Here is a 26,517-nt window from a genome sequence, read left to right as displayed (position 1 = left end):
ACAGTGAAGGTTATAGAGTTAATATGGGAATATCGGGGGTTTATTCTCGGTAACATTAAAAGAGAATTTCAGTCAAAGTATAGAAACTCCTTGCTTGGGGTAACCTGGAGTGTATTAAATCCACTATCAATGATAGTGGTGTATACAGTTATATTTTCTCAAGTTATGCGGGCGAAATTACCCGGCGTTGATTCACAATATGCTTATAGTATCTATATATGTGCAGGTATTTTGACATGGGGATTGTTCTCAGATCTTGTGCTTAGATCTCAAAATATGTTTTTGGATAACGCCAATCTTATAAAGAAAATTAATTTCCCCAAATTATGCTTGCCTGTTACTGTAATTGGTAGTGCATTAGTCAATTTCTTTATCATATTTTCTTTATTTACGATATTTTTAATTGTAACTAATGATTTTCCTGGGTTTGCCTATTTGGCTCTTATTCCAGTATTAATTGTTATGATAATACTTGCTATGGGAATAGGTATTATTACTGGCGTTTTAAATGTATTTTTTCGCGATGTTGGGCAGTTTTTTGGCATTGTTTTGCAGTTCTGGTTTTGGCTGACGCCAATTATATATCCAGCAACAATTTTGCCTGCAAGTATTCATCCCCTAATGAAAATAAATCCTATGGCTAGCGTGATTGAGGCATGTCAAAAGATTTTGGTGAGTGGAGTTTTCCCAAGTTGGCTTGGATTAATCTACCCACTTAGTCTTGGTATCATACTTTGTTTCATCGGTTTGCATTTGTTTAGAAAACATATTGGTGAAATGGTGGATGAATTATAATGGGTAGCATTACTGTTAAACAATTATATAAAGAATACAAAAGTTACCCAAATAAATGGGGGCGATTAATTGAGTGGTGTGGGTTTACCAAGAAAAAGAGGCACAAAACCAAGTCTGTCCTTAATGATATTAACTTTACAATCGAAGCCGGCGAGTCAGTAGGAATCATTGGCGTAAATGGTGCCGGTAAAAGTACCTTACTAAAGTTAATCACTGGTACTACACAACCTAGCAGTGGTGAAATAAAAGTAAATGGACGCATAGCAGCACTACTAGAGCTAGGTATTGGGTTCCATCCGGATTTTTCAGGTCGCCAGAATGTGTATATGGCTGGTCAACTGCTGGGCTATTCCACTGAAGATATTGATAGTTTATTCCCTGAGATTGAAGCATTTGCAGAGATTGGAGAATATATTGATCAACCACTGAGGATGTATTCTTCTGGGATGCAAGCCCGTCTTGCATTCTCGGTAGCCACAGCGACAAAACCGGATATACTTATTGTCGATGAAGCTCTATCAGTGGGCGATGTGTATTTTCAGGCGAAATGTTATTCGAGGATTGCGGAGTACAAAAAACAGGGTATGACTCTGTTACTTGTTTCCCATGCTGTAATGGACATCTCCAAGCAATGTGACAGAGCTATCTTTTTAAAAGCAGGCAAAGTTTATGCTGATGGTCCTTCCAGAGAAGTCGTTAATCTATATATGGATGACTTGTTTGGTAAAAAGAAAGAGAATATTGCAAGTAATCAAGATAATGAAAGCAATGTAATTAAAATCAATCAAGATTCAGAAGACCTCTATCATACACGCCCTGGATATCTGAAAGAAGAGCATCGCTGGGGACAAGGTGGTGCAAAAATCATCGATTACCTGACGGTAAGCGGTGGTGCAGAATATCCAACTGTAATCAATACTAATGATAAATTAGATGTTTATGTGAAAGTGCTTTTTGAAGACGATTTTGAGCATGTTACTCCGGGGATTTTAATCAAAAGTCTTGAAGGTGTATTTATCTATGGCAGTAATTCATACCTTTCCACAAAAGGGAAAATATTACCAACTGGGAAGTCTGGTCATATTGTAGTTTATAAATTCAGTATGAACTTATGCTTAAATGAAGGTACCTACCTACTCTCGTTAGGACTTTCGTCTGGGGATCCGACAAAAACAACGGATCCTATCGATAGAAGATACGATTCTATATTATTAAAAGTTACAAACCGTGTCCATATGTGGGGATTGGTTGATATGCAGGCTGATTTTGAGCAAATCGAGGAATTTATTTAATGACATATAAAAAACAATCAATTTCAGAGCTGGTAGAGCAATTACCAGAGGTTTATCAGCCAATTTTTAAGCATCCTGAATTTAATGCGCAAGCATCGCGAACTCGTGCCTGCTTCGATAGATTAGAAACTATAATATCGTTTTATGACTATATTTCCAAGGATAAAGGGCGCCCTTTAAAAGTACTCGATTTAGGCTGTGCGCAAGGATTCTTTAGTCTGAACTTAGCTGCTCGAGGAGCTAGTGTTACAGCTGTAGATTACAGCCAGCCAAATATTAATGTCTGCAATAAATTAGCGGATGAGAACAATGGTCTTAATATTGAGTTCTTGCTAGGTAGCATCGAAACAATTATCCGGGAAAGAGTTAAAGAGCAAGAATACGATCTTGTCCTTGGGTTAAGCGTATTCCATCATTTAGTCTATGAGCATGGAGCTGATTATGTTTTTGGACTTTTTGAGGAGTTATCCAGTAAGGTTGAAACTGGCATTTTCGAGTTTGCGTTAAATTCCGAACCATTGTATTGGGCAGACGCTCAACCAGAAGAACCTCGTCAACTGATTGAGAGTTATACCTTTAACCATAATTTATCGATGCATGGTACACATTTATCGGTAGTAGAGCGTCCTTTATATTTCGCCAGTAATAAATACTGGAGCGTTGGTGGAAACTACGGCGTTATTGAGCACGCAATGCGTAGATCACACCAGTTGGATAATTATTATCACGGGGACAAACGGCGTTACTATTTCTCAGATAATAAAATTATCAAGATTTTCCTAAAAGACGCTACCAATTGTAATTTTAATGAGTTAAAGAATGAGTCAGTTTTCCTGGAAAGAAAAATCGAAGGGTTTCGTTCTTCAGATTTGCTCTGCTATGGTAGCAATGAGAGTGAGTCATGGTTAGTTAGAACTTCAACACCAGGTCGTCTGTTATTAGATATTATTATGGCTGGTGATGAATACGATGATGAGAAGATTGTTGCAGATATTCTTGAACAGATAAGTCTTCTTGAGGAACATGGTTTATATCATAACGATCTTCGTCCCTGGAATATTTTATTGGGGGATGATGGGAAGGTTCATGTAATCGATTATGGTTCTATCTCTACTCGAATTTCTGATGGTGATGATCTCTATGGACAAATACTGTCATTCTTTGCCCTTATTAAAGAAATAGCACATCATAGCATTCGGGAACAAGGGAGTCAGCGGCCACAGTTTATATCTCCTCATGATTTCCCAGAAAAATATAAAAAATGGATAGCAAAGGTGTGGCTTCTGCCGAGTCATCAATGGAATTTTAAGAATATATATGCAGCCTTCCTTGATGAGAGTGAGGCTAATGAAGATATCCCTGTCTCTGCCATTCTGGAAAGCTATATGTCATCAGCACTAAACCATATGAATTGGCAAATTAAGCTTATCCAGAATAGAATTGATACTTGTGACACTAACTCATCTATTCATAATCATGAACTGGATGTGAAACTTTCAGCTAAAATCGATAATCTTTGTGAGAAAATTGATGATACTAATAATAGTATCGCTGGAATAATAGATAAGAACCATATTGAAAACCAATTACGCAACGAGCTTAATTTAGTCTATGCTAGTACCTCCTGGAAAATAACTTATCCTGTGAGATTGCTATCAAAATTAGTAAGAAAATTGTTACGGTTCCGTGGGTGATTTCAGGAGAAAATCATGTTGCAAAAGATAGGTAAAAACATAATTTCTGCTGCGCGAATCTTTTTCGAAAATCGTCCACTGCTGAAGCAGCGTGTTGTGCGTTTTTTGAATCGCTATCCAAAATTAAAAAGTAGAATCAAAAGAGGGATGCAAGAAAGCTACAATAATACCTCCTCATTAGATTTATTTGTAAATGGTTCCGTATCTGAAGATAACTGTAAAATAATAGAGCAAGAAGGTTCTTTATCTATTAAGAAAAAAGGTATCCATGAAGATAAGAAATCAGTACTTGAATCATGGTTTTACTAATCAATGGCTGTGGAAATAATGAAAAAAATACTTGCGCTTAACTTCTTCCCGGCATTCGTTCCGATCTCTAATGGTGGTGAGTCCAAACTTTATAATTTTTATAAAGCATTGAGCAAGTATCATCATGTAACATTGCTAACCTCTACTCATCCGGGAGTCAAAGAAGAAAAAATATATCATACGGCGACATTCGTTGAGCGGCGAATCCCGAAGGATAAATATTTTGATCAATGCTGGCAAAATTTAGAAAGCTATACTTCGGATGGCCATGGTGATCTATCTGCTCCTGCTATTGCCGCTAGTGCACAGTACCCAACAACTATGTTGGCAGCATATCTTAGTGAATATGAATCTGCCGATATAATAATTCATGATTTCCCATTCACCGTCGATTTTGACATTTTTCTGGGTATAGATTGTAAGCCAAGAATTTATAATTCGCATAATTGCGAGACTGAATTATATCAGACTCTTCATCCATCAGAAAAATCGCAACCTATAGTTGACCTGGTTTCTAAAGCTGAAAAAAAATTACTGAATAACGCTGACCTGATACTTTATTGCGGTGAAAGTGATTATGAATCATTTAAAAAGATCGCGCCTCAAAAAGAATCTGTAATGTTTTATTCTCCGAATGGTATGGTCGATAACCATCGAGCAATACCCCGGAGAGCAACAAAAGTTAAGCATTCAGCCGTTTTTGTTGGTAGCGCCCATTTACCGAATGTAAACGCTGCAATCTATCTTGCTAAAGAAATCGCTCCTAAATGTCCTAATATTATTTTCGATATTATTGGTAATTGTTTACCAGTAGGTGAGTATGTAAAAAATGTTGTTAGACATGGCCGCGTTACTGACGAAGAGAAAGTTCGGTTATTTGAAAACGCGAGCATTGCATTGAATCCCATGGAGTCAGGTAGCGGTTCTAATATTAAAGCACTAGACTACTTCGCCTATGCTTTACCTATCTTGTCTACTCCTTTTGGCATGCGCGGATTTAATACTGAGTCTGGCAAGAATGTGATTGAAGGAGCGATGGAAGATTTCCCTGATCTTTTGAAGCAACATCTTTCAGATAGTGATTTTGCAAACACAGTTGAAATAGGTCTTGCAGGGAAATTATTTGCTAGCGAAAATTATACGTGGGACGTTATCGTTGCAAATATCCTGCCTGAGCTAGATAAGCTTGAGAAACAATCAAGTAATTACACATTAGTTCTTAATGACTACAATTCATTTTCAAGCGTCGGTGGTGGAGGAACTCGGACCAGAGGGATCTATCAAGCCGTTAATGATATATCCTCTGTTGTTTTCATTTGCTTCTCGGACGATGAGAAGTTGTCTGTGGAAAAGTATAATGAAAAAACATATGTAATTTGCGTCCCTAAATCACCAGAACATCGTAAGCAAGTTGATGAATTAAATGCACAATTCCATGTGTCCTGCGATGATATAATTGCAAGTGTGCATTGTGCTAAGAATGATTTATTAGTAGCTGTTTATAATATCTTGAAACTATCTGCACGATTTATAATTATCGAGCATCCATATATGGCACCGGTGCCGATTACTTATCGTGATCGTTTTATCTATTCATCGCATAATGATGAAACAATCCTTAAAAAATCACTACTGGAATGGCACCCTAAAAAGAACTATCTGATTGATATAGTTACATCTGTTGAGAGGAATGCGGTTGAATGTTCGGCGGCAACGATTGCTGTATCGGATGGTGATGCTTATAGTCTTTTAGTTGGTAAAAAGACAGCGGGTCCCATGATCGTTGTCCGTAATGGAGCACAGCTACCGTCCCCAATTACTAATGATATTCGTCAGCAGGTGACACAGAGAATTGCAAAGAAATCCGCAGTATTTCTTGGATCCGCGCATATGCCAAATGTGGATGCTGCCAATTTTTTATTAAAAAATATAGCACCTAAATGCCCAGATGTTCAGTTTAATATAGTTGGGTCAGTTTGCAATTCTATCAACGTCAATCCGGGTAAAAATGTTATCCTGTGGGGGGTCGTAGATGAAGAAGTCAAATCCGCTATTCTTCAAAACTGTCTTTTTGCAGTGAACCCAGTGACTTCAGGTAGTGGATCTAATATTAAGTTGGCTGACTTTTTCGCAAATGGTCTGTTTGTCGTAAGCTCAAAATTTGGTTTACGTGGCTATCCGAGCCATCTTCACAAACATATCGCACCGACGGAACCTGAAACATTTTCAGATGTGATAAATGCTTTATCTATTTCAGATGGTGTTTTCACTGATGAAATGAGAGCAGAGCGTAAAGATATATTCCGTGCTGAACTTTCTATGGTGGGAATCGCGAAGAAATTCGTGGATTTATTGTTAAGCATGGAAAAACCAAAACGTAAGGTACTGTTTGTTACATATCGCTATACTCATCCTGAATTAGGTGGGGCAGAGTCAAATTTGAAGCGCTTTTTGAAAGCACTTGGTGACACACAAGAATTCGAAATTGATGTCGTGACTACAGAGGTCAGTCGAACAACTAATCATGCACGTTTCATGGAACGTTACGAATTTGATGCCGAGATTGGTGCACCAATTGAAATGTCTAATCTCCGTTTTGCTCGCTTTCCTGTTGATGATAGTCCGAGTTCAGCATTAAGTAATGCAACGAGTTTAGCATGGCGTGTGCAGCCTGTATTTGAGAAGGCTATTGTTCAACAAACCGATAAATTATCATTAGATGGGCTCGCATGGGGATGGGCTGATTTAGAGGGTGAAGTTTCTAGCCACTATCGCTGGAGCTACTCTTCTTGTGCAGTCAATGTGGCAAAAGCAAGTAAAGTAAAACTGATAGGGTATATCCCCGAAAAATCATTAATTACATTGCAGTCTCCTGATGGGGGTATTTACCTTAGTCAGGAGATCGAGCATAACTTTACGCTTGAATTGGAAGTTGATGCGGGTATATTCGAGATCTTTACATCTAGCCGATTTATGGGGGGGCAAGATCCTCGACCATTAGGTTTTATGCTTACTGAGTTACTTATTGACAGTGCACCACTCGATCTGACACGACCAACTCTGGCAAGTTCTCAAAGTATCTCGCCAGACAAAGTGTTTGATGTTCTGTCTACGGCTGCAGAGAAAACACGTTTTCCATTAGGTGTCAACCTGACTGATATCAGAGGTCCGCACTCTTCGTCGATGGAACATTATATTGCTACTAACATTGGTAAGTACGATTTGGTAGTAACGCACAACATTGTTTTCAAACCAGCGGTATTTGCTCTTGACCTGGCGAAACAGCATAATGTGCCTTCATTATTGATACCGCACGCGCATCTGGATGATGACTATTACCATTTCCCAGATTTAATTCATGCTGCACGAAATGCAACAAAAGTCCTCGCTGTACCTAAAGCTGCGAATGCATTCTATGTTGAGAAAGGGTGCTGCTCTGAATATCTTCCGGCCGGTGCCGATACTGATGAAGAGTTCCTGGAGAGCGATCGCCATGAGTTTGAAAGCGTGTACGGCAGTGATGATGAATTCGTTCTGGTCCTGGGGCGTAAATCCGGAGCTAAGGGTTATCGTTCAGTAATCCAGGCTGTTGAATCTATTAACCAGTCTGGTAAAAAACTTCAATTAGTAATGATTGGTCCAGATGATGACGGATTGGTGATCACATCCCCACACGTTTCTTATTTGGGGAGGCAGCCGCGTTCAGTGGTGCGTGGCGCATTGATGTCTTGCTTGGCTCTGGTAAATATGAGTTCAAGCGAAAGCTTTGGTATAGTGTTGCTCGAAGCCTGGCTGGCCAGAAAGCCGGTGATAGTCAATAAATCTTGTGTGGCTTTTCATGATATGGCTGTTGATCAAGAAAATGCCCTGATGGTGGGTCACGAAGAGCTACAGGATGCTTTGGTGCGCTTAAGAAACGAGCCAGCTTTGTGCGAACGCTTGGGGAGTAATGGTTTTGAAACAGTTCAAAAATTTAGCTGGCAGGTGGTTGAAAACGACTTTGTGAATATTTGTCGTAAAGTAGTTCGATAAGACTTCTCTTTATATTGTCACATTGTCACTAATTATTAATATGAGATTGATAGATTATTATGAATATAGCGATTGTTACTGGTATTACGGGTCAGGATGGTGCTTATCTGGCAGAACTGCTGCTTGGTAAAGGGTATAAAGTATACGGAACATACCGACGTACCAGCTCTGTCAATTTCTGGCGTATTGAAGAGTTGGGCATTGCACAGCACCCAAACTTGACTTTGGTTGAATACGATCTGACTGACCTGTCTGCTAGTATCCGCTTGCTGCAGCAAACTGAAGCTACTGAGGTATATAACTTAGCTGCGCAGAGCTTCGTCGGTGTATCTTTCGAACAACCGATTACTACAGCAGAAATTACCGGTCTCGGCCCTGTAAATCTTCTGGAAGCTATTCGTATCGTTAATCCTAAAATTCGCTTTTATCAGGCATCGACGTCAGAAATGTTTGGTCTGGTGCAGGCTGTTCCGCAGAAAGAGAATACTCCGTTCTATCCGCGCAGCCCATATGGCGTAGCTAAACTGTATGCTCACTGGATGACCGTGAACTACCGTGAGAGCTATAATATTTTTGCATCAAGCGGAATCCTGTTTAACCACGAATCACCATTACGTGGTCAGGAATTTGTAACGCGTAAAATCACTGATTCTGTTGCAAAAATTAAGCTTGGTAAACTTGACGTTCTTGAACTCGGCAATATGGACGCTAAGCGTGACTGGGGTTATGCCAAAGAGTATGTAGAAGGAATGTGGCGTATTCTGCAGGCAGAAAAACCAGATACCTTCGTGCTGGCAACTAACCGTACAGAGACTGTGCGCGACTTCGTCAGCATGGCTTTCAAAGCCGCTGGATATACGCTGCGTTTTGAGGGTAAAGATGAACAAGAAGTGGGTATTGATACCGCAACTGGAAAAACGTTGGTCCGTGTAAATCCGAAATTCTTCCGTCCTGCTGAAGTTGACTTGCTGATTGGTAACCCCGCTCGTGCCAAAGAAATTCTGGGTTGGGAGCCAAAAACTTCGCTGGAGCAGTTGTGCCAGTTGATGGTTGAGGCTGATTTACGTCGTAACCAGCAAGGATTTTCTTTCTGATGTTCGGCGCCGGCAAACATGCCCTGGTAACAGGGATTAATGGATTTACCGGCCGCTATGTGGCAGCGGAATTATCCGCTGCCGGATATCGGGTATTTGGTATTGGCGCAATGCCTTTTGATGGACCTGATTATTATCAGGTTGATCTAATGGACACTGCGAAGTTGCAGGATATTGTTGAGCTTATACAACCAAACGTTGTTATTCATTTGGCCGCTATCGCTTACGTCGGGCATGGTGATGCCGATGCTTTCTACAATGTTAATTTGCTTGGTACGCGTAATTTATTGCAGGCTTTGAGTGCGTGTAGTTCAACCCTTGATGGTGTGCTTCTCGCCAGTAGTGCTAACATTTATGGAAATGGTACCGCCGGGCAACTGAGTGAATCTGCGGCAGCAAATCCAGCGAACGATTATGCCGTTAGCAAGTTGGCCATGGAGTATATGTCTCGATTGTGGATGGATAAACTACCCGTATTCATTACGAGGCCATTTAACTATACAGGTGTTGGTCAGGCGGAAAACTTCCTTCTGCCAAAGATAGTTAAACACTTTAAATCAAAATCACCGACGATCGAGTTAGGTAACATTGATGTTTGGCGTGATTTTACAGATGTTCGTGCACTAAGCCATGCTTATGTCAAGTTATTACAGGCGAAACCAATTGGCGAAGTTATTAACATCTGCTCTGGCCGCACATATTCACTGAGAAAAGTCATTGAACTTTGTGAAAAAATAACCGGACACCATCTGACCATCCAGATTAATCCTGAATTTGTCCGCGCAAATGAAGTTAAGACACTTAGTGGGGATCCATCTAAACTACAATCATTTATTCCAGATTGGAATGTCCCACCACTCGAAGATACCCTGCGCTGGATGTTGGAAAACGAGTAATGAAAGTCATATTTGGAACTGATGCAATAAAATACCCATTAACAGGTATCGGTCGCTATGCATTTGAGTTGGCTAAATGTTTATCTGATGCTCCAGAAATATCCGAATTGCTTTTTTTAAATGGGCATCGACTTACTCAGCAAATGCCCGTGGCTAAAGAAAATAGCTCTTCAACAGAGGGGCTTAAAAGTTTAATAAAAAAGAGTCGACTGGCTTCGGAAGTATATAGGCTCACAGCTCCGTGGTTGAAGACTAATGTCTTGAGAAATCATAAGGATGCGATTTATCATGGGCCGAATTTTTATCTGCCACCGAAGGTAGAGCGCTGTGTTGTCACGTTTCATGATCTTTCTGTTTTTACTTTGCCGCAATGCCATCCTCCTGAGAGAGTTAGGTATATGCGTAAAGAGCTTTTACAAACGGTAAAGCGAGCATCAGTATTTATTACAGACTCTGATTTCACCAGATTGGAACTGATTAATTATTTTAATATTTCTGAAAGTAGGGTATTTACTGCAAAGTTAGCATGTAGTGATGAATTCAAGCCCCGCCGTGAAGAAGATATAACTTCTGTTCTCGGAAAATACGAACTTACCTTTAAAAAATATTCCCTATTTACTGGCTCGATTGAGCCGAGAAAGAATATTGCGACATTGCTTGATGCCTACGAACGTCTGCCACTATCACTGAGAAAGCAGACTCCTCTTGTTATTAGCGGGTTCAAAGGCTGGAACAGTGATACTTTACATCGTCGATTTGAACAAGGTAAACGAGAAGGGTGGCTGCGCTACCTGGGATTTACACCGTCAAGCGATTTACCTGCACTCTATGCAGGTGCTGTTAGTTTTTTATTTCCATCAGTCTATGAGGGATTTGGGCTACCAGTATTGGAGGCAATGGCATCTGGGACTCCGGTTGTTTGTTCAAACAGCTCTTCACTTCCTGAGGTTGCAGGTAGCAGTGCTTTAATGTGTGATGCTATGGATGTTGAGACACTTACGTCTTTAATTATGAAGAGTCTTACTGATACGGAATGGCAGGATAGTGCCACTAAAAGTGGATTATCACATGTTAACCAATTTTCATGGAAACGATGTGCAACTGAAACGGTTGCTGCATATAAACAGGTGAAGTAAGATTAATGTTGAAAGTACTGCATTTTTATAAGACATACTATCCAGATACTTTTGGTGGCATCGAGCAAGTTATCTACCAGCTAAGTGAGTCTGGAGCTGAATATGATGTTGAATCAACCGTACTTTCTCTAAGTAAACGCGGGGATATTGATAATCAAAAAATTGGTAAGCAGCGTGTCTTCTACGCAAAAACTAATTTTGAAATAGCCTCAACACCATTCTCTCTATCTTGCATTAAAAAATTTAAAGAATTAGCAAAGCAAGCAGACATCATCCATTACCATTATCCATTTCCCTTTATGGATATGCTGCATTTTTTATGTCGAATCAATAAACCAACAATTGTCAGTTATCATTCTGATATTGTTAAGCAGAAGTTTTTTTCTCGGCTATATTCGCCACTAATGAACCATTTTCTCAAATCAGTTGATTGTATTGTTGCTGCTTCGCCAAACTATGTAAAAACTAGTATTGTATTGCAGAAGTTTGAATCCAAGGTAAAAGTCATACCTTATGGTTTAAATGAGAAATCTTATCCAGGTATTAGTAACGAAAAACTCAAATTTTGGCAAGACAGGTTTGACGGGGGATTTTTCCTGTTCATTGGTGCATTTCGTTACTATAAAGGGTTACACACTCTTCTGGAAGCAGCACACACTACTTCGTTACCCGTAGTTATTGTTGGTGGCGGAGGGATCGAAAGTGATATAAAAGCTAAAGCAGAAGAACTTAATCTTACTAATGTGCATTTTGTTGGCTCATTACCCGATGAAGACAAGGCTGCACTACTAAAGCTATGTACTGCTATTGTTTTTCCTTCACATCTTAGATCGGAAGCCTTTGGGATTACTTTACTTGAAGGTGCTATGTATGGAAAGCCGCTAATCTCATGTGAAATAGGTACAGGTACAAGCTTTATTAATCTTGATGGCTATTCTGGCTTTGTTATTCCACCTAACGACCCCGTGAGATTAAGGCAGGTAATGCAAGAACTATACTCAAGCCCTGAATTAGCTGAACGATATGGCTCAAATGCATATGCCAGATTTAAAGATGTATTTACATCGGAAAAAATGCTAACTGACTATAGCGCTGTCTATAGAGAGCTGTATACCGTTGATAAAAAAAATCATTCATAACTATTCTCATAAAATATTTTAAATTTCTAAGGTTGAATAATGGTCAATAGGTTTAGTTCTCTATTGTTTATTGGATTGTCTATTGTTCTACTTGTTATCGGATTAACAAGTAAGCCAGTACAACTTGGCGATGGACATGAGTATTCACTCATAACAAAAGCATTTTTAAATAATCTATCACCAAATATTACTGCGAATGAGGTTACAGACAGGCTAAATGATATTAAGAGTTTCGAGTCAGAAGGGTATATTCCAGAGTACTTTGAAAAAATTAGAACAGGGTTAGAAAATAGTGAAAATAATGCGGGTGCTGTAGGTATATATAAATCTAAAACTAATGAATACTATGGATACCACTTTTGGTTCTATCCACTATTGACTGCTGTTACTGAAAAAGCAATATCAATATTAGATGTTAATCCTCTTAAATCCTTTCAATTAACGAATGTAATACTTCTAATATGCACTTTATTCGTTTTGATGAATAATGAAAAAAGTAATCCCGTCGCGCAATTACTTTTCTTATCTGGTGGAGTCATATTCTATCTTAAATGGTCGCATCCAGAAGTAATGATATATTCGCTGTTGTTTCTTGCATTTTATTTTTTAATGAAATGCAAACCGTTAACCTCTGCATTTTTTATATCATTAGCGTCAATTCAAGTTGTATCATTATCACTGTTGTTCATCGTTATACCCATTTATCTTACCTTGGTAAGTCATAAAAACATAGTTTCGGTTATATTTGATTTATTAAGGAAGTGGCAAATATGGATTTGTGGACTTATTTCTATAAGTTCAATTATATTTTACTACATAAAGTTTAACCAGTTTAGTTTGATAGGAAGCCAGGCCAGCAGTATTTCAAATATTAACTTTGGACATTTAATTTCATACTACTTTGACTTAGATCAGGGTCTATGGGTTGGAGCCCCATGGTTAGTGATTTTTGTTATTTTCCTATGTTTTCGATTTGATAAAATTATTATTAGAGATTTCTTGTTTAGCCTTTTATTTTCAGTTGTAATTTGTATACCACTGTTAGCAAATAACAATATGAACTCAGGGCAGAATGTCTTTCAACGATATGCCTTGTATTCTGTTGCACCTATTATTGCATGGTCTTGCGCTTACTCTTCTGTAATTTTGAATACAATATACAAGAAAGTAATAATTATACTATTAGCGTTCATGTATATAATATTTAGCAATGGATATGAAACGGATGCGAATTATTTGGCTCATAAACCGTGGACAGCATATCTGCTAGAAAAATATCCTGAAATGTATAACCCAGAACCTCAGATATTTATATTGAGAACATTTCCTTATAATATGTGGTCCGGAAAAGGGCAAGGCTCTTATGCTTATGAAAACCAAGATGGTATAGTCACCAAAATAATATTTAGGGATAAAAATGAGCATGCGCTTAGTGATAGTTGTAAAGCGGGATATAAAGATTTAAGGACTCATCAGCCTATTAATATTGATAAAGCATCTGCACCCAAATACGGATGGCGCTATATTACAGGGGCGATGTATTGCGACGATTTTGCTCCAGCGTACAAAGGTGTTAAATATATTCAAGAAGCATCTAATGTCATCGACTTCAGAAAAAATGGTCTTCCCAATTTTGTGATTGGACTCTCCGGTCTAAGTCATGAAGAAGGTTGGGGGCGTTGGAGTGAAGGAAGTAATGTTAAATTAAATTTAGATCTTAAGTTAAATAAAGAAACTACTTTCTATGCAGAGCTTTTTCCCTTCGGGCCTAATGCAGGTGAGCCTATTGTTTTAACTATAAATAATGAGTCACATGTAATGGAGCCAGTTGAAGGTAAGGGAAATGTATTTTATGCAAAATTTGACTCCATTGACGAAAAACAAAATACAGCTATCACTGTCAATGTTTCGAAACCAACGTCTCCAGCAGAATTAGGTGTCAGTTCTGATAAAAGGAAAATTGGGCTGGGATTGATTCAGTTTTATTGGCAGTAAAGTTAGTTAAATATAATTCTGACAAATCATTAGAGGATAGGATCTAGCAGATCCTATCCTTTTTTTATGCTTACTTTCTTATGAATGAATCGTATGCTTCACTCATTGCCACGATATCAGACTTTGTTGGCGACCACCCAAGAGTTTCATATGTAAGCGTTGTGTCAAGTAAAACATCTTTATCAGCTATACCAAACTGCTCGGGGTACAGTAGGGTTAATCCTATCTTGTCCATTGTAGCTAAAACTGGTTTCAATAGCGTGGCAGGGATAGGCAATAGTATAGACTTAGATTTTGCATGTTTAATCACACCATTGAGTAACTCTTTTGTAGTTGGTGGCGTTGCAGAGCCTAAGTTAAAATTCATGTTTGGACAATTTTTATCAACGGCGAGTTCTGCTGCTAGAGCGCAATCCTCGACACTCACCATTTGATAACGATTATTTCCGTTACCAATCATTGGGACGGGTATTCCATGTTGAATGAGTTTAAATAATTTACCCAGTATACCTAAACGACCCGGATCAGTGATTAAGCGAGGGCGAAATATAGTCGCATCAATAGAGTGTTCACCACGGATGATTTTCCCGGCTAATATTTTGCTGTTACCATTGGGTCAAGAGGATTTTGGGGGAGATTAGGTGGTACAGGATACCGTAAGTCATATCAGTCTAAAATAATACCAACTTATGGCAGCCTGTATTTATAATGCCATCTACTGCAGCTCTGTCCTCAATACGTTCACTTCACTAAACCATTCCTCATGCGATAATTTTGGGAGCGCACCAACAAACTTTATGCCCGCAAGATGGTAAACCACATCATCCTCTCTCAGGCCAATTTCGAATGTATCACTATCTTTTACAGCACAGTGCACAAAATTTATGTTTTGGCCAAGCGCTGTTTTTGATTACTTATGGGCATTGGCATTGACAATTTTTTGATCTTTGCTATGCACGTTAAATTAACTACTTCCTGTAATCCTACGGCTACCAGTAATAACATAGTGCATTATGCACTCCTAGAGATAAAGACAATTCCGATGCAGATAAGAGATAAACCAATGAGTCTCATTGTGTTTATGTCTTCCTTCAGGAAAAAATAGCCAATTGCAGCAGTGATAATAAAACCAACTGATGACAGTGGATAAGCCAGGCTTACCTCTACTTTTCCCAGTACAGTCATCCATAAGCCAATACTAAGTACATAGCACGACATGCCAGCAATAAACCAAGGGTTCAGGATTAATTGAATTGCAAATCCAAAATAGCCAGAAATAGCATCTGGAAACGGTGCTAATGTGAGCATTGTTTTCCGCATTGCAACCTGTGCAAGGGCATTTAGAGATACGCTTGTTAACGCTAGTAATAGAACGATCAAACTCATTTTTCACCACGACTTATAGATAACTTGCTATCATAAAACCAGCGGTAGCTATAAAACCTAAACAAATACTTATCTTGTCTTTTATAGCAAAAATTACCGGATCGTCTGATAGTACCTTCCTATGGCTAAGAAACCATATTCTCATTACCCAAAGAAATACGCATACTGGTTCAAGCAGTAGCCATTCAGGAGCACTGTAATTTATCTGCACCATTGCTTCCTGAGTCAGGAAGAGCAGCATGATTAAAATTGAACAGATCGCGCTACTTATACCAAAGGCTAAAGTTAATGGCCAGTCTTGATGAGTATAACCACGACCACCAATTTTGTTAGTTATTGTTTGATCAGATTTGAGAATCTCAACATGCCGTTTTGCCAGAGCCAGTGAGAAAAATAGCAAGGCTGAGAATGAATTCAGCCATGGAGATAGGGGAAGATCATTCAAAACCGACCCCATGATTATTCTTAATGTAAAAAGAGCGCCGATGATTGAAACATCTAACATTGGAACTCTTTTTAGTTTGAATGAGTAGCAAAGCGTTAATATCACATAAATTAAAATACAGTATGTTAAACCTTTTGATAAATTTATTGATATTATACCGCCGATTAAGAATAGTATCAACGCACCAAGGATTCCTTGAAATGTGGAAATATTTCCAGATGCAAGAGGTCTGTTTCTTTTTGTCTTATGTCTACGATCGGCTTCAAGGTCTGCTAGATCGTTAATAATATAGGTTGCGGAGGCAATTAAGCCGAATGCGACAAATGCCAATATAGTTTTTGCAATAACGTTCGCATCATTTGCGATATGTGCGAGAAAAATTGGGATAAAAATCAATATGTTTTTAGCCCACTGATGTAATCTCAGCTGTTTTATCCATTGTTTGAAAATACTCATCTTGGCATCTTCAAAAGCAAGGCATGGGATTTCACTTTTTATATCTTTCTTAAATTTATTCCCATTTCCTACAAGAATAACACCTTTAGACTCGTTCCAGATTATAATATCAGCTTTATGGTCACCTGCATAAATAAAACCCTGCGGGAATCTATCTTTTAACCATGCTAATTTATTGACTCCTTTCAAATTCAATTGGTTATCTGAGCCTTTTACACCATCAAAGATCCCCAGATACTCATTTATAGAGTCTGCAATTTTTTGGTTAGAGGCTGTAACAAGATGGATTTCTCTTCCTTTGCGTTTTTCTGTTTTTAAATAATCTATTAGATTATGTCTGTAACAGAATGAGTCTGCATTTTGCGTTACAGTTTCTGTAACGAGACGTTTAAAAGATGTTTTTCCATCAAATAAGGCTTTAGTTAAGCCAATTATTTTAATTGGTTTTTTGAATAATATTGACACAATGCCTTCATGCAGTGTGTCAGTTTTAGACAGAGTGCCGTCTAAATCAACAACAAGAGGCACATTTATGTCGATAGCATCAAATGGCTTGGTGGACATTTACATTCCTTGGCTAAGCAGAATCTACATCGATTCTCAATCGAGAAGTATCGAAAACATTATTAACTGATTATTTTATACAAACTTAGTTATATTTTAAAGAAAAAGATAGTCCCTGAGCCAGAGTTTACCCAACAGTGCTTGTTGAGATCAGGTTATGGCTTCGATGCAGGGTTTTGCGATAGTATGTTAGAAATTATGCGAGTAACGCATCTGCTCGTTAGATCACCTGACAGGAGTACATAATGTCTAAGCAACAAATCGGCGTCGTTGGTATGGCTGTGATGGGGCGCAACCTGGCGCTCAACATCGAAAGCCGTGGTTACACCGTGTCCGTTTTCAACCGCTCACGTGAAAAAACGGAAGAGGTTATCGCCGAGAATCCGGGGAAAAAACTGGTTCCTTACTATACGGTAAAAGAGTTTGTTGAATCCCTTGAAACACCTCGTCGTATCCTGTTAATGGTGAAAGCGGGTGCTGGCACTGATGCTGCTATCGACTCCCTGAAACCTTATCTGGATAAAGGTGACATCATCATTGATGGCGGTAATACGTTCTTCCAGGACACTATCCGTCGTAACCGTGAGCTCTCCGCTGAAGGTTTTAACTTCATCGGAACCGGCGTCTCTGGTGGTGAAGAAGGTGCGCTGAAAGGCCCATCCATCATGCCGGGTGGCCAGAAAGAAGCTTATGAACTGGTAGCGCCAATCCTGACTAAAATCGCAGCGGTTGCTGAAGATGGTGAGCCGTGTGTGACGTATATTGGTGCCGACGGTGCAGGCCACTACGTGAAGATGGTGCACAACGGCATTGAATACGGTGACATGCAGCTGATTGCCGAAGCCTATTCATTGTTGAAAGGGGGTCTGAACCTGAGCAACGAAGAACTGGCCAGCACCTTTACCGAGTGGAATAACGGTGAGCTGAGCAGCTATCTGATCGACATCACCAAAGATATCTTCACCAAAAAAGATGAAGATGGTAAATATTTGGTGGATTTCATTCTGGATGAAGCGGCGAACAAAGGTACCGGTAAATGGACCAGCCAAAGCTCTCTGGATCTTGGTGAACCGCTGTCTCTGATCACTGAATCTGTGTTTGCGCGTTACATCTCTTCGCTGAAAGATCAGCGTGTCGCTGCCTCTAAAGTCCTGTCTGGACCTAAAGCTCAGCTTGCGGGTGATAAGGCAGAATTTATTGAGAAAGTACGTCGTGCACTGTACCTCGGTAAGATCGTTTCTTATGCTCAGGGCTTCTCACAGCTGCGTGCTGCCTCCGACGAGCATAACTGGGATCTGAATTACGGCGAGATTGCAAAAATCTTCCGTGCGGGCTGTATTATTCGCGCGCAATTCCTGCAGAAAATCACCGATGCCTACGCTAAAAATCCTGGCATCGCGAACCTGCTGCTCGACCCGTACTTCAAGAACATTGCCGATGAATATCAACAGGCACTGCGTGATGTCGTAGCGTATGCCGTGCAGAATGGTATCCCGGTACCGACATTCTCTGCTGCTGTTGCTTATTACGACAGCTATCGTGCAGAAGTATTGCCCGCTAACCTGATTCAGGCCCAGCGTGATTACTTCGGTGCGCATACCTACAAACGTACTGATAAAGAAGGTGTTTTCCATACCGAATGGATGGAATAAGTCTTCTGATAGTCACTGGCCCGGTTCTCTAACCGGGCTTTTTTTTATCTTAAATCTGATTGATTTACGTTGATTGCTTAATCTTTACTTAATATTTCTGGCGTACCCTGATCAAGAAAATCTGAATTGTTTTAACCTTCGTTGACACAATATTCGACAAAACGTTAAAACATTATTCTCTTATCAGGATGTACGACATCATGATTAAATATTAAGTTAATACTGAGAGCATGAAATGAAAATTACCATTTCTGGTACCGGATATGTTGGCCTGTCAAATGGTCTTCTTATCGCCCAACATCATCAGGTCATTGCTCTGGACATTGTCCCTTCACGTGTCGAGATGCTAAATAATCGGATATCTCCGATAGTCGATAAAGAAATTGAACAGTATCTACAATCAAGCGATATAAATTTCAAAGCCACGCTGGACAAGTACGACGCCTACCAGAATGCAGATTTTGTTATTATTGCAACGCCGACAGATTACGACCCGAAAACAAATTATTTTGATACCTCCAGCGTTGAATCAGTTATCAGAGATGTGATTGCAATAAATCCTGATGCGCTCATGGTGATTAAATCAACGGTGCCTGTTGGTTTTACGCAGACTATGCGACAGAAGTTTAACTCGGATAATATTATCTTTTCTCCTGAGTTCCTGCGCGAAGGAAAGGCACTGTATGATAACTTATACCCATCACGAATTGTCATCGGTGAACGGTCTGCTCGTGCTGAACGTTTTGCTGCCTTGTTACAGGAAGGGGCAATAAAGCAGGATATCCCGGTGCTGTTCACTGATTCTACTGAAGCTGAAGCCATTAAGCTTTTTGCAAATACCTATCTGGCAATGCGTGTTGCCTATTTTAACGAACTTGATAGCTATGCAGAAAGTCTGGGGCTTAATGCACGACAGATCATCGAAGGGGTTTGTCTGGACCCGCGTATTGGTAACCATTACAACAACCCTTCATTCGGTTATGGTGGATATTGTCTGCCAAAAGACACGAAGCAATTACTCGCCAACTATCAATCTGTACCTAATAATATTATTTCAGCCATCGTTGATGCTAACCGCACACGAAAAGATTTTATTGCTGATGCTATTCTTTCGCGTAAACCCAAAGTTGTCGGTATCTATCGCCTGATTATGAAAAGCGGCTCGGATAATTTCAGGGCATCGTCTATTCAGGGCATCATGAAACGCATTAAAGCGAAAGGTATCCCGGTCATAATTTATGAACCGGTAATAGCAGAAGAGAGTTTCTTCCATTCACGGGTTGAGCGTGATCTGGCTAAATTTAAACGTGAGGCCGATGTGATTATCTCTAACCGCATGGCAGAAGAACTGCAGGATGTCGCTGATAAAGTGTATACCCGCGATTTATTCGGTAACGATTAAACGCTCGGCGAAATAATGATACCGGCATCATGCCGGTATCAGTCTATTACTGATGGCGCTTGCGTAAATTCTCAATCACCGTCGTCAGATCGAGATCCTGGTCCTGCAGCAGAACCAGCAGGTGATACATCAGATCCGATGCCTCATTGGTCAACTCGAAACGGTCATGCACGGTCGCGGCCAATGCTGTCTCAACACCTTCTTCTCCAACTTTCTGGGCAATCCGCTTCGTACCGCTGGCGTACAATTTTGCGGTATAGGAGCTGGCGGGATCTGCCGTTTTGCGCTCAGCCAGCAATTGCTCCAGTTGATACAGGAACAGCCATTGGTGGCTGGACTCACCAAAACAGCTGCTGGTGCCTTTGTGACAGGTTGGCCCAATAGGGTTAACCAGCACCAGCAGAGTGTCGTTGTCGCAGTCAGGTGCAATGCTCACGACGTTCAGGAAGTGACCGGATGTTTCTCCTTTGGTCCACAGGCGCTGTTTAGTACGCGAGAAAAAGGTCACTTTCCCGCTTTCGATCGTTTTATCCAGCGCTTCCGGGTTCATATACCCGAGCATCAGTACTTCACCGGAAACCGCATGCTGCACGATGACCGGCATCATCCCATCGGTTTTTTCCCAGTCCAGCTCGCGGCATTGTTGCTTGGTTAACATATCCTGATCTCCACGCCCTGTGTTGCCAGGTACGCTTTTAATTCGCCAATATTGATAATTTGCTTGTGGAAGACCGAGGCGGCAAGCGCGCCATCGACATCCGCATCCCTGAAGGCTTCGAGAAAGTGCTCCATCGTTCCGGCACCGCCTGAGGCGATCAGCGGAACGTGGCAAACTTCGCGCACTTTTTTCAATTGCTCAAGATCGTAGCCGTTACGCACGCCGTCCTGGTTCATCATATTAAGAACGATTTCACCGGCGCCCAGTTTTTGCACCTCTGTTACCCAGTCGATCGTTTCCCACTGTGTAACGCGCGTACGGTTTTCATCTCCGGTGTACTGATTGACGTGATACTTCCCGGTTTGTGCATCATGCCAGGTGTCGATACCCACCACGATGCACTGCACGCCAAAGCGATCCGCCAGGCGGGTGATCAACGTTGGGTCAGCCAGAGCCGGGGAGTTGATAGAAATTTTATCTGCGCCGAAAGACAATATCTTTGCGGCATCCTCTGGTGATTTAATCCCACCGGCGACACAGAACGGAATGTCGATCACTTCTGCCACGCGTGATACCCAGCTTTTGTCTACCACACGACCATCGCTCGATGCGGTGATATCGTAAAAAACCAGCTCATCTGCGCCTTCATCGGCATAGCGTTTCGCCAGCGGGACGATATCGCCAATAATCTCGTGATTGCGGAATTGAACACCTTTGACAACCTGCCCGTCACGAACATCAAGGCAAGGGATTATGCGTTTTGCCAGCATTGGATGGCCTCCTCAACGGTGAATTTACCTTCCAGCAAAGCACGACCCACAATGACGCCGCCAACGCCGGTTCCGCGCAGGGCGGCGACATCTTCAATCCCACCAATCCCGCCGGATGACTGAAATGCCACCTGGGGGTATTTCGCACACACTTCTTCGTACAGTGCAACGTTTGAGCCAGCCAGCGTGCCGTCGCGGGAGATATCGGTGCACAGCACGTGCTTCAGACCGACGGGTAAATAGGCCTCAACCAGTTCTTCCAGTGAAACCCCGGAATCTTCCTGCCAGCCGCTGACCGCAACCTGTTTATTCCCGTGCTCGTCAATCCGTACATCCAGCGCCAGAACCAGCGCGTCGGCACCAAAACGGGCAAACCAGTTCCTGACGACTTCGGGAGATTTTACCGCCGTCGAACCCACCACTACGCGCGCGACGCCAGCGTTAAGCAGCGCCTCAACATCTGCTTCGGTACGTACGCCCCCCCCTACCTGCACCGGTACGTTTACGCCAGCCACCAGTGTTTTAATCAGCGGTATTTGCCGTTTCTGCGGATCTTTTGCCCCGGTCAGATCCACAAGGTGCAACACCTTTGCGCCTTGTGCGGCATAGCTTTGTAAACGGGGCAGGGGATCGTTACCGTAATCACGCTGCGTTGCGTAATCGCCCTGATGAAGACGCACAACCGTGCCGTCGATTAAATCTAATGCCGGAATAATCATTACATCTCCAGAAAGTTTTTCAGCAACTTCGCGCCAGCAGCACCTGAACGCTCCGGGTGGAACTGCACGCCAAAGAAATTATCTTTTTGTACCGCTGCGGTGAAGGGCTCACCGTAATTGCATTGCGCAATAGTCCATGGGTTCACCGGCATGGCGTAGCTGTGTACAAAATAGAAATACGCCCCATCCTCAATGCCCTGGAAAAGGCGGTTTCCGGCCTGTGGATAGACACGGTTCCAGCCCATATGCGGCAACGGCAGACCAAAATCGGTCATTTTGGGTACGTCTTGATCAATAATCCCCAGCAGGGAGACACCGTTACTTTCTTCACTGCGTCGACCAAGCAGCTGCATACCTAAGCAAATCCCCAGTACAGGCTGTGTGCATGCTTTGATCAGTTCAATCAGCTCACGCTCGTGTAGCTGATCCATTGCCGCCTGGGCGGTACCGACGCCCGGCAGAAACAGTTTATCGGCGCGCAGCACAACATCCGCATCGCGGCTAACTACCGGATCGTAGCCGTGGCGTGCGACGGCGGATTTCACCGAGTTCAGGTTGGCACAGCCGGTGTCGAGGATCACCACGTTCATCACAGCACCCCTTTTGAAGAAGGAAGCGTGTCGCCTTCTACGCGAATAGCCTGGCGCAGCGTGCGGCCAAAGGCTTTGAACAGACTTTCCACGCGGTGGTGGTCATTTTTACCTTTGGTTTTAAGGTGTAACGTGACGCCCATGGTGTAAGAGAGCGAACGGAAGAAGTGTTCGATCATCTCCGTACTCAGATCGCCGACGCGCTGGTAGGTAAACTCAGCCCGGTACTCCAGGTGTGGGCGCCCGGAGATATCCAGGGCGCAGCGTGCCATGCACTCATCCATCGGCAGCACAAAACCAAAACGGTTGATGCCTCGTTTATCGCCCAACGCCAGTTTTAAGGCTTCACCCAGTGCCAGCCCGGTATCCTCAACGGTGTGGTGATCGTCAATATACAGATCGCCTTTGACGGCTATCTCCATACGAAAACCGCCGTGGGTCGAGATTTGATCCAGCATGTGGTCAAAGAAGCCGACGCCGGTATTAATTTTGCTGCGGCCTTCACGGTCCAGCCAGACTTTAACGTCAATCTGTGTTTCTTTGGTATTACGCTCAACGTGCGCGTAACGATCCCGTTTGGTTAGCTGCTCACCGATCATTGCCCAGTTAAGCGTGTCGCGGTGATAGCGTAACCCGGCGATACCCATGTTTTCCGCCAGTTGAATGTCGGTTGCGCGATCGCCGATCACGTAGCTGTTCTCGGTATCCAGCGCCTGTTCAATCAGGTATTGCTCGACCAGCTTCACTTTGGGTTTACGACAGTCACACTCGTCTGCCGGCAGGTGCGGACAGATCAGTACTTCATCAAATATGACCCCCTGCGAGGTGAAAACTTGCATCATCAGGTTGTGTGGACCGTCAAAATCCGCCTGCGGGAAGCTCTGTGTTCCCAGTCCATCCTGGTTGGTGATCATCACCAGCTTAAAGCCTGCCTTTTGTAGTTTTAGCAAGACCGGGACAACCTCCGGCTCAAAGGCAAGCTTGTCGAAGCGATCAACCTGAAAGTCACTGGGCGGCTCGGAAATCAGGGTTCCGTCACGGTCAATAAAAAGATACTTCTGGCTCATACTTGCTCCGCACGTAAGGCGTCAATGACGCGCTGGCTCTCTTCGCGGGTTCCGACAGTAATACGCAGGCAGCCGCTCAATGAAGGTTGTTTGTTCTGGTCTCGTAAGATAATGCCCTGATCCCACAAAGATTTAAATACGCTGCTTGATGCTGTGAAGCGCGCCAGAACATAGTTGGTTTCAGAGTCGAAAACCTGTTCTACGCAGCGGATGGTTTTCAGGCTATCAACCAGGTACTGACGCTCTTGCAGAATCTGCGCCACGCGCTCGCGCATGGCGGAAATGCCTTGCGGCGTTAGTGCCTGAGCGGCGATATCTGCCACCGGTGTAGAGAGCGGGTAAGGAGCGATCACTTTCAACAACAGGTTGATGACGTCTTCATTAGCTAGCGTAAATCCGCAGCGCAAACCGGCAAGGGCAAACGCCTTAGACAGGGTGCGCAGTACCACCAGATTTGGGTATTCCGATAGCCAGCCCGCCAGTGTGGCCTGCGGGCAAAACTCGATATACGCTTCATCGGCAACCACGATGGCTTTACCCTGCGTCATGTCGAGCAGTGAACGCAGATCCTGCGGGTTAATTAACTGGCCCGTCGGGTTATTGGGGCTGCAAACGTAAACCACTTTCACGCCATCAAGCTTGTCAGCTATGCCCTGTAAATCCAGTTGCCAGTCGGCAAGTGTCGGTACTGTACGGCATTCAACGCCAATGGTTTCCGCACTGACGCTATACATGCCATAGGTCGGCGGGCAGTAGAGAATCGCATCTTTACCCGGCTCGCAAAAAGCACGTACCAGCAACTCGATACCTTCATCAGCACCGCGGCTGACCAGTACCTGCGCCGGCTTAACGCCTGCATACTGTGCGTAGTTCTCGATCACTGCCTTCGGCTGACACTCCGGATAACGGTTCAGTGTTTGCTGAGTTAGCTGGAATTCAACGGCGGTAGGGAACTCATTGGCATTGAGCCAGACGTCGCCATTTCCGCCCAGACGACGAGCAGACTGATACGGTGTTAGCTCACGGACATTTTTACGGGCTAAATCAGTAACGCTGAGAATGTTGTCAGTGCTCATGCTTGCTCCTTCAGGGCGTTAACGCGCAGGGTAACGGCATTTTTGTGGGCTGTCAGTCGTTCTGCTGCGGCCAGCGTTTCGATGGTTGCGGCCAGGGCAGAGAAACCTTGCGGCGATAATTCCTGTACGGTCATCCGCTTCTGGAAATCGGCCAGTCCAAGACTTGAGCAGGTTGCGGTATAGCCGTAGGTAGGCAGCACGTGGTTAGTCCCGGAGGCATAGTCACCGGCAGATTCCGGTGACCAGTCACCGAGAAAGATAGAGCCCGCACTGGTGATGTCATCGACAAGTTCGCGAGCATTGCGGGTCTGAATGATCAGGTGCTCCGGACCGTACGCATTAGAAATTGCTACGCATTGCGCAAGGGAGCGGGTGACAATCAGACGACTGGCGCTTAACGCCTGCCGCGCGGTTTCAGCGCGTGGCAGCGCTGCAAGCTGGCGTTCTACTGCTTCAGCAACCCGGCTGGCCATACCTGCATCCGGCGTCAGCAGGATCACTTGGGAATCGGGGCCGTGTTCGGCCTGCGAGAGTAAGTCAGAGGCAACGAAATCCGGCGTGGAGCCGCTGTCGGCAATCACCAGCACTTCAGACGGACCTGCTGGCATATCGATGGCGGCGCCGTCCAGACGCTGACTCACCTGACGTTTGGCTTCGGTCACAAAGGCATTACCGGGGCCAAAAATTTTGTCCACTTTCGGCACGGATTCACTGCCAAATGCCAGCGCGGCAATAGCTTGTGCGCCCCCAACGTTAAACACATCCTGTACGCCGCAGAGCTGCGCAGCATACAGAATTTCATCGGCGATAGGTGGGGGAGAGCACAACACCACTTTTTTACAGCCTGCAATGCGGGCCGGGGTGGCGAGCATTAACACTGTTGAGAAGAGCGGCGCGGAGCCCCCGGGAATGTACAGTCCAACAGAATTTACCGGGCGGGTAACTTGCTGGCAGCGTACACCGGGCTGCGTCTCAATATCGACTACCGGCAGTTGTTGCGCGTTATGAAACGTTTCGATGTTTTTCACGGCGACTGCCATGGCCTGTTTCAGGTCATTGCCAAGACGTGCGCCGGCGGCGGCAATCTCTTCAGCGCTGACTTTCAGCGCACTCACGTTAGTTTTATCAAACTTTGCGCTGTATTCACGTAGCGCTGCGTCACCGCGCGACTTTACGTTATACAGAATTTCGCTCACGGTACGGGTGATGCTATCTGACGCCGAGATTGCCGGGCGCATCAGTAATTCACTTTGCTGCTCTTCAGTACAGCTATTCCAGTCGATAATGGTATTAAAGCTCATAATCGTCTTCCTTTTTTTGCCGGATGGCTCGTTGTTTATCCGGCCTACG

22 protein-coding genes are annotated in these 26,517 nt (G+C 43.0%); 12 read left to right on the top strand and 10 right to left on the bottom strand.

The genetic code is table 11. The annotated features are described in order from the left end of the window. Positions 1-3 precede the first annotated feature (3 nt). The 10 genes from I6L54_RS16485 to I6L54_RS16440 are packed head-to-tail and all read left to right on the top strand — an operon-like array spanning position 4 to position 14,382. Complete coding sequence (locus I6L54_RS16485; RefSeq protein WP_005122439.1) at positions 4-795, top strand: ABC transporter permease; 792 nt, start codon at positions 4-6, stop codon at positions 793-795. Beyond that, positions 795-2,087, top strand: coding sequence for an ABC transporter ATP-binding protein (locus I6L54_RS16480; protein WP_040231894.1), 1,293 nt, complete (start codon positions 795-797; stop codon positions 2,085-2,087). Before I6L54_RS16485 ends, I6L54_RS16480 begins: the two co-directional genes overlap by 1 nt. After that, positions 2,087-3,781, top strand: a complete 1,695-nt coding sequence (locus I6L54_RS16475) for a methyltransferase domain-containing protein (protein WP_052463758.1) — start codon at positions 2,087-2,089, stop codon at positions 3,779-3,781. The genes I6L54_RS16480 and I6L54_RS16475 overlap by 1 nt, the downstream gene beginning before the upstream one ends. A gap of 15 nt (positions 3,782-3,796) precedes the next feature. Further along, a complete protein-coding gene (locus I6L54_RS16470; RefSeq protein WP_040231895.1) occupies positions 3,797-4,090 on the top strand; it encodes a hypothetical protein in 294 nt (97 codons plus the stop codon). Between the two features lie 18 nt (positions 4,091-4,108). Then, complete coding sequence (locus tag I6L54_RS16465) at positions 4,109-8,122, top strand: glycosyltransferase (RefSeq protein ID WP_072041462.1); 4,014 nt, start codon at positions 4,109-4,111, stop codon at positions 8,120-8,122. 59 nt (positions 8,123-8,181) lie between these two features. Next, on the top strand, positions 8,182-9,216 hold the full coding sequence (gmd, locus tag I6L54_RS16460; protein ID WP_040231896.1) for a GDP-mannose 4,6-dehydratase: 1,035 nt from the start codon (positions 8,182-8,184) through the stop codon (positions 9,214-9,216). After that, a complete protein-coding gene (locus I6L54_RS16455; protein WP_005122425.1) occupies positions 9,216-10,112 on the top strand; it encodes a GDP-mannose 4,6-dehydratase in 897 nt (298 codons plus the stop codon). Before gmd ends, I6L54_RS16455 begins: the two co-directional genes overlap by 1 nt. Continuing rightward, the gene (locus tag I6L54_RS16450; protein WP_040231898.1) at positions 10,112-11,248 is read left to right on the top strand and encodes a glycosyltransferase family 4 protein; all 1,137 of its coding nucleotides are present in this window, start codon (positions 10,112-10,114) and stop codon (positions 11,246-11,248) included. The genes I6L54_RS16455 and I6L54_RS16450 overlap by 1 nt, the downstream gene beginning before the upstream one ends. Positions 11,249-11,253: 5 nt before the next feature. Continuing rightward, positions 11,254-12,387, top strand: coding sequence for a glycosyltransferase family 4 protein (locus I6L54_RS16445; RefSeq protein ID WP_040231899.1), 1,134 nt, complete (start codon positions 11,254-11,256; stop codon positions 12,385-12,387). Positions 12,388-12,426: 39 nt separating this feature from the next. After that, complete coding sequence (locus I6L54_RS16440) at positions 12,427-14,382, top strand: DUF7024 domain-containing protein (RefSeq protein ID WP_040231900.1); 1,956 nt, start codon at positions 12,427-12,429, stop codon at positions 14,380-14,382. A gap of 70 nt (positions 14,383-14,452) precedes the next feature. Here the strand turns inward: I6L54_RS16440 and I6L54_RS16435 are convergent, their stop codons facing one another. The 3 genes from I6L54_RS16435 to I6L54_RS16425 all read right to left on the bottom strand — a co-directional run bounded on the left by I6L54_RS16435 (position 14,453) and on the right by I6L54_RS16425 (position 17,233). Next, on the bottom strand, positions 14,453-14,842 hold the full coding sequence (locus tag I6L54_RS16435) for an NAD-dependent epimerase/dehydratase family protein (protein ID WP_052463759.1): 390 nt from the start codon (positions 14,840-14,842) through the stop codon (positions 14,453-14,455). Positions 14,843-15,393: 551 nt separating this feature from the next. Next, positions 15,394-15,768, bottom strand: a complete 375-nt coding sequence (locus I6L54_RS16430) for an SMR family transporter (protein WP_040231902.1) — start codon at positions 15,766-15,768, stop codon at positions 15,394-15,396. A gap of 13 nt (positions 15,769-15,781) precedes the next feature. Next, entirely contained in the window at positions 15,782-17,233 is a 1,452-nt protein-coding gene (locus tag I6L54_RS16425; protein WP_052463760.1) for a UbiA family prenyltransferase, read from the bottom strand. A 245-nt stretch (positions 17,234-17,478) separates the two neighbouring features. Here I6L54_RS16425 and gndA point away from each other — a divergent pair, with 245 nt between their 5' ends. Together gndA and ugd are read left to right on the top strand one after the other, a co-directional pair. Continuing rightward, positions 17,479-18,885 carry an NADP-dependent phosphogluconate dehydrogenase gene (gndA, locus tag I6L54_RS16420; protein ID WP_040231903.1) on the top strand — a complete coding sequence of 469 codons (1,407 nt, stop codon included), beginning with the start codon at positions 17,479-17,481 and terminating at the stop codon, positions 18,883-18,885. A 235-nt stretch (positions 18,886-19,120) separates the two neighbouring features. Beyond that, a complete protein-coding gene (gene ugd / locus I6L54_RS16415) occupies positions 19,121-20,287 on the top strand; it encodes a UDP-glucose 6-dehydrogenase (RefSeq protein ID WP_040231905.1) in 1,167 nt (388 codons plus the stop codon). A 46-nt stretch (positions 20,288-20,333) separates the two neighbouring features. Here the strand turns inward: ugd and hisIE are convergent, their stop codons facing one another. Genes hisIE through hisD form a run of 7 tightly spaced genes read right to left on the bottom strand, consistent with a single transcriptional unit; the run spans position 20,334 to position 26,468 of the window. Further along, on the bottom strand, positions 20,334-20,945 hold the full coding sequence (gene hisIE, locus I6L54_RS16410; protein WP_040231906.1) for a bifunctional phosphoribosyl-AMP cyclohydrolase/phosphoribosyl-ATP diphosphatase HisIE: 612 nt from the start codon (positions 20,943-20,945) through the stop codon (positions 20,334-20,336). Continuing rightward, positions 20,939-21,715: an imidazole glycerol phosphate synthase subunit HisF gene (gene hisF, locus I6L54_RS16405; protein WP_040231909.1), complete on the bottom strand. Its 777-nt coding sequence runs from the start codon at positions 21,713-21,715 to the stop codon at positions 20,939-20,941. The genes hisIE and hisF overlap by 7 nt, the downstream gene beginning before the upstream one ends. Further along, positions 21,697-22,434, bottom strand: a complete 738-nt coding sequence (hisA, locus tag I6L54_RS16400; RefSeq protein ID WP_005128084.1) for a 1-(5-phosphoribosyl)-5-[(5-phosphoribosylamino)methylideneamino]imidazole-4-carboxamide isomerase — start codon at positions 22,432-22,434, stop codon at positions 21,697-21,699. The genes hisF and hisA overlap by 19 nt, the downstream gene beginning before the upstream one ends. Next, positions 22,434-23,024: an imidazole glycerol phosphate synthase subunit HisH gene (hisH, locus tag I6L54_RS16395; RefSeq protein ID WP_005128083.1), complete on the bottom strand. Its 591-nt coding sequence runs from the start codon at positions 23,022-23,024 to the stop codon at positions 22,434-22,436. The genes hisA and hisH overlap by 1 nt, the downstream gene beginning before the upstream one ends. Beyond that, on the bottom strand, positions 23,024-24,091 hold the full coding sequence (gene hisB, locus I6L54_RS16390; RefSeq protein WP_040231910.1) for a bifunctional histidinol-phosphatase/imidazoleglycerol-phosphate dehydratase HisB: 1,068 nt from the start codon (positions 24,089-24,091) through the stop codon (positions 23,024-23,026). Before hisB ends, hisH begins: the two co-directional genes overlap by 1 nt. Beyond that, the gene (hisC, locus tag I6L54_RS16385; protein WP_005128081.1) at positions 24,088-25,167 is read right to left on the bottom strand and encodes a histidinol-phosphate transaminase; all 1,080 of its coding nucleotides are present in this window, start codon (positions 25,165-25,167) and stop codon (positions 24,088-24,090) included. Before hisC ends, hisB begins: the two co-directional genes overlap by 4 nt. Beyond that, entirely contained in the window at positions 25,164-26,468 is a 1,305-nt protein-coding gene (hisD, locus tag I6L54_RS16380) for a histidinol dehydrogenase (protein WP_040231911.1), read from the bottom strand. Before hisD ends, hisC begins: the two co-directional genes overlap by 4 nt. Between the last annotated feature and the right edge of the window lie 49 nt (positions 26,469-26,517).

Source organism: Citrobacter pasteurii (assembly GCF_019047765.1).
In the GTDB taxonomy this organism is placed as follows: Bacteria; Pseudomonadota; Gammaproteobacteria; order Enterobacterales; family Enterobacteriaceae; genus Citrobacter; species Citrobacter pasteurii.
This window is presented reverse-complemented; position numbering and strand designations above follow the sequence as displayed.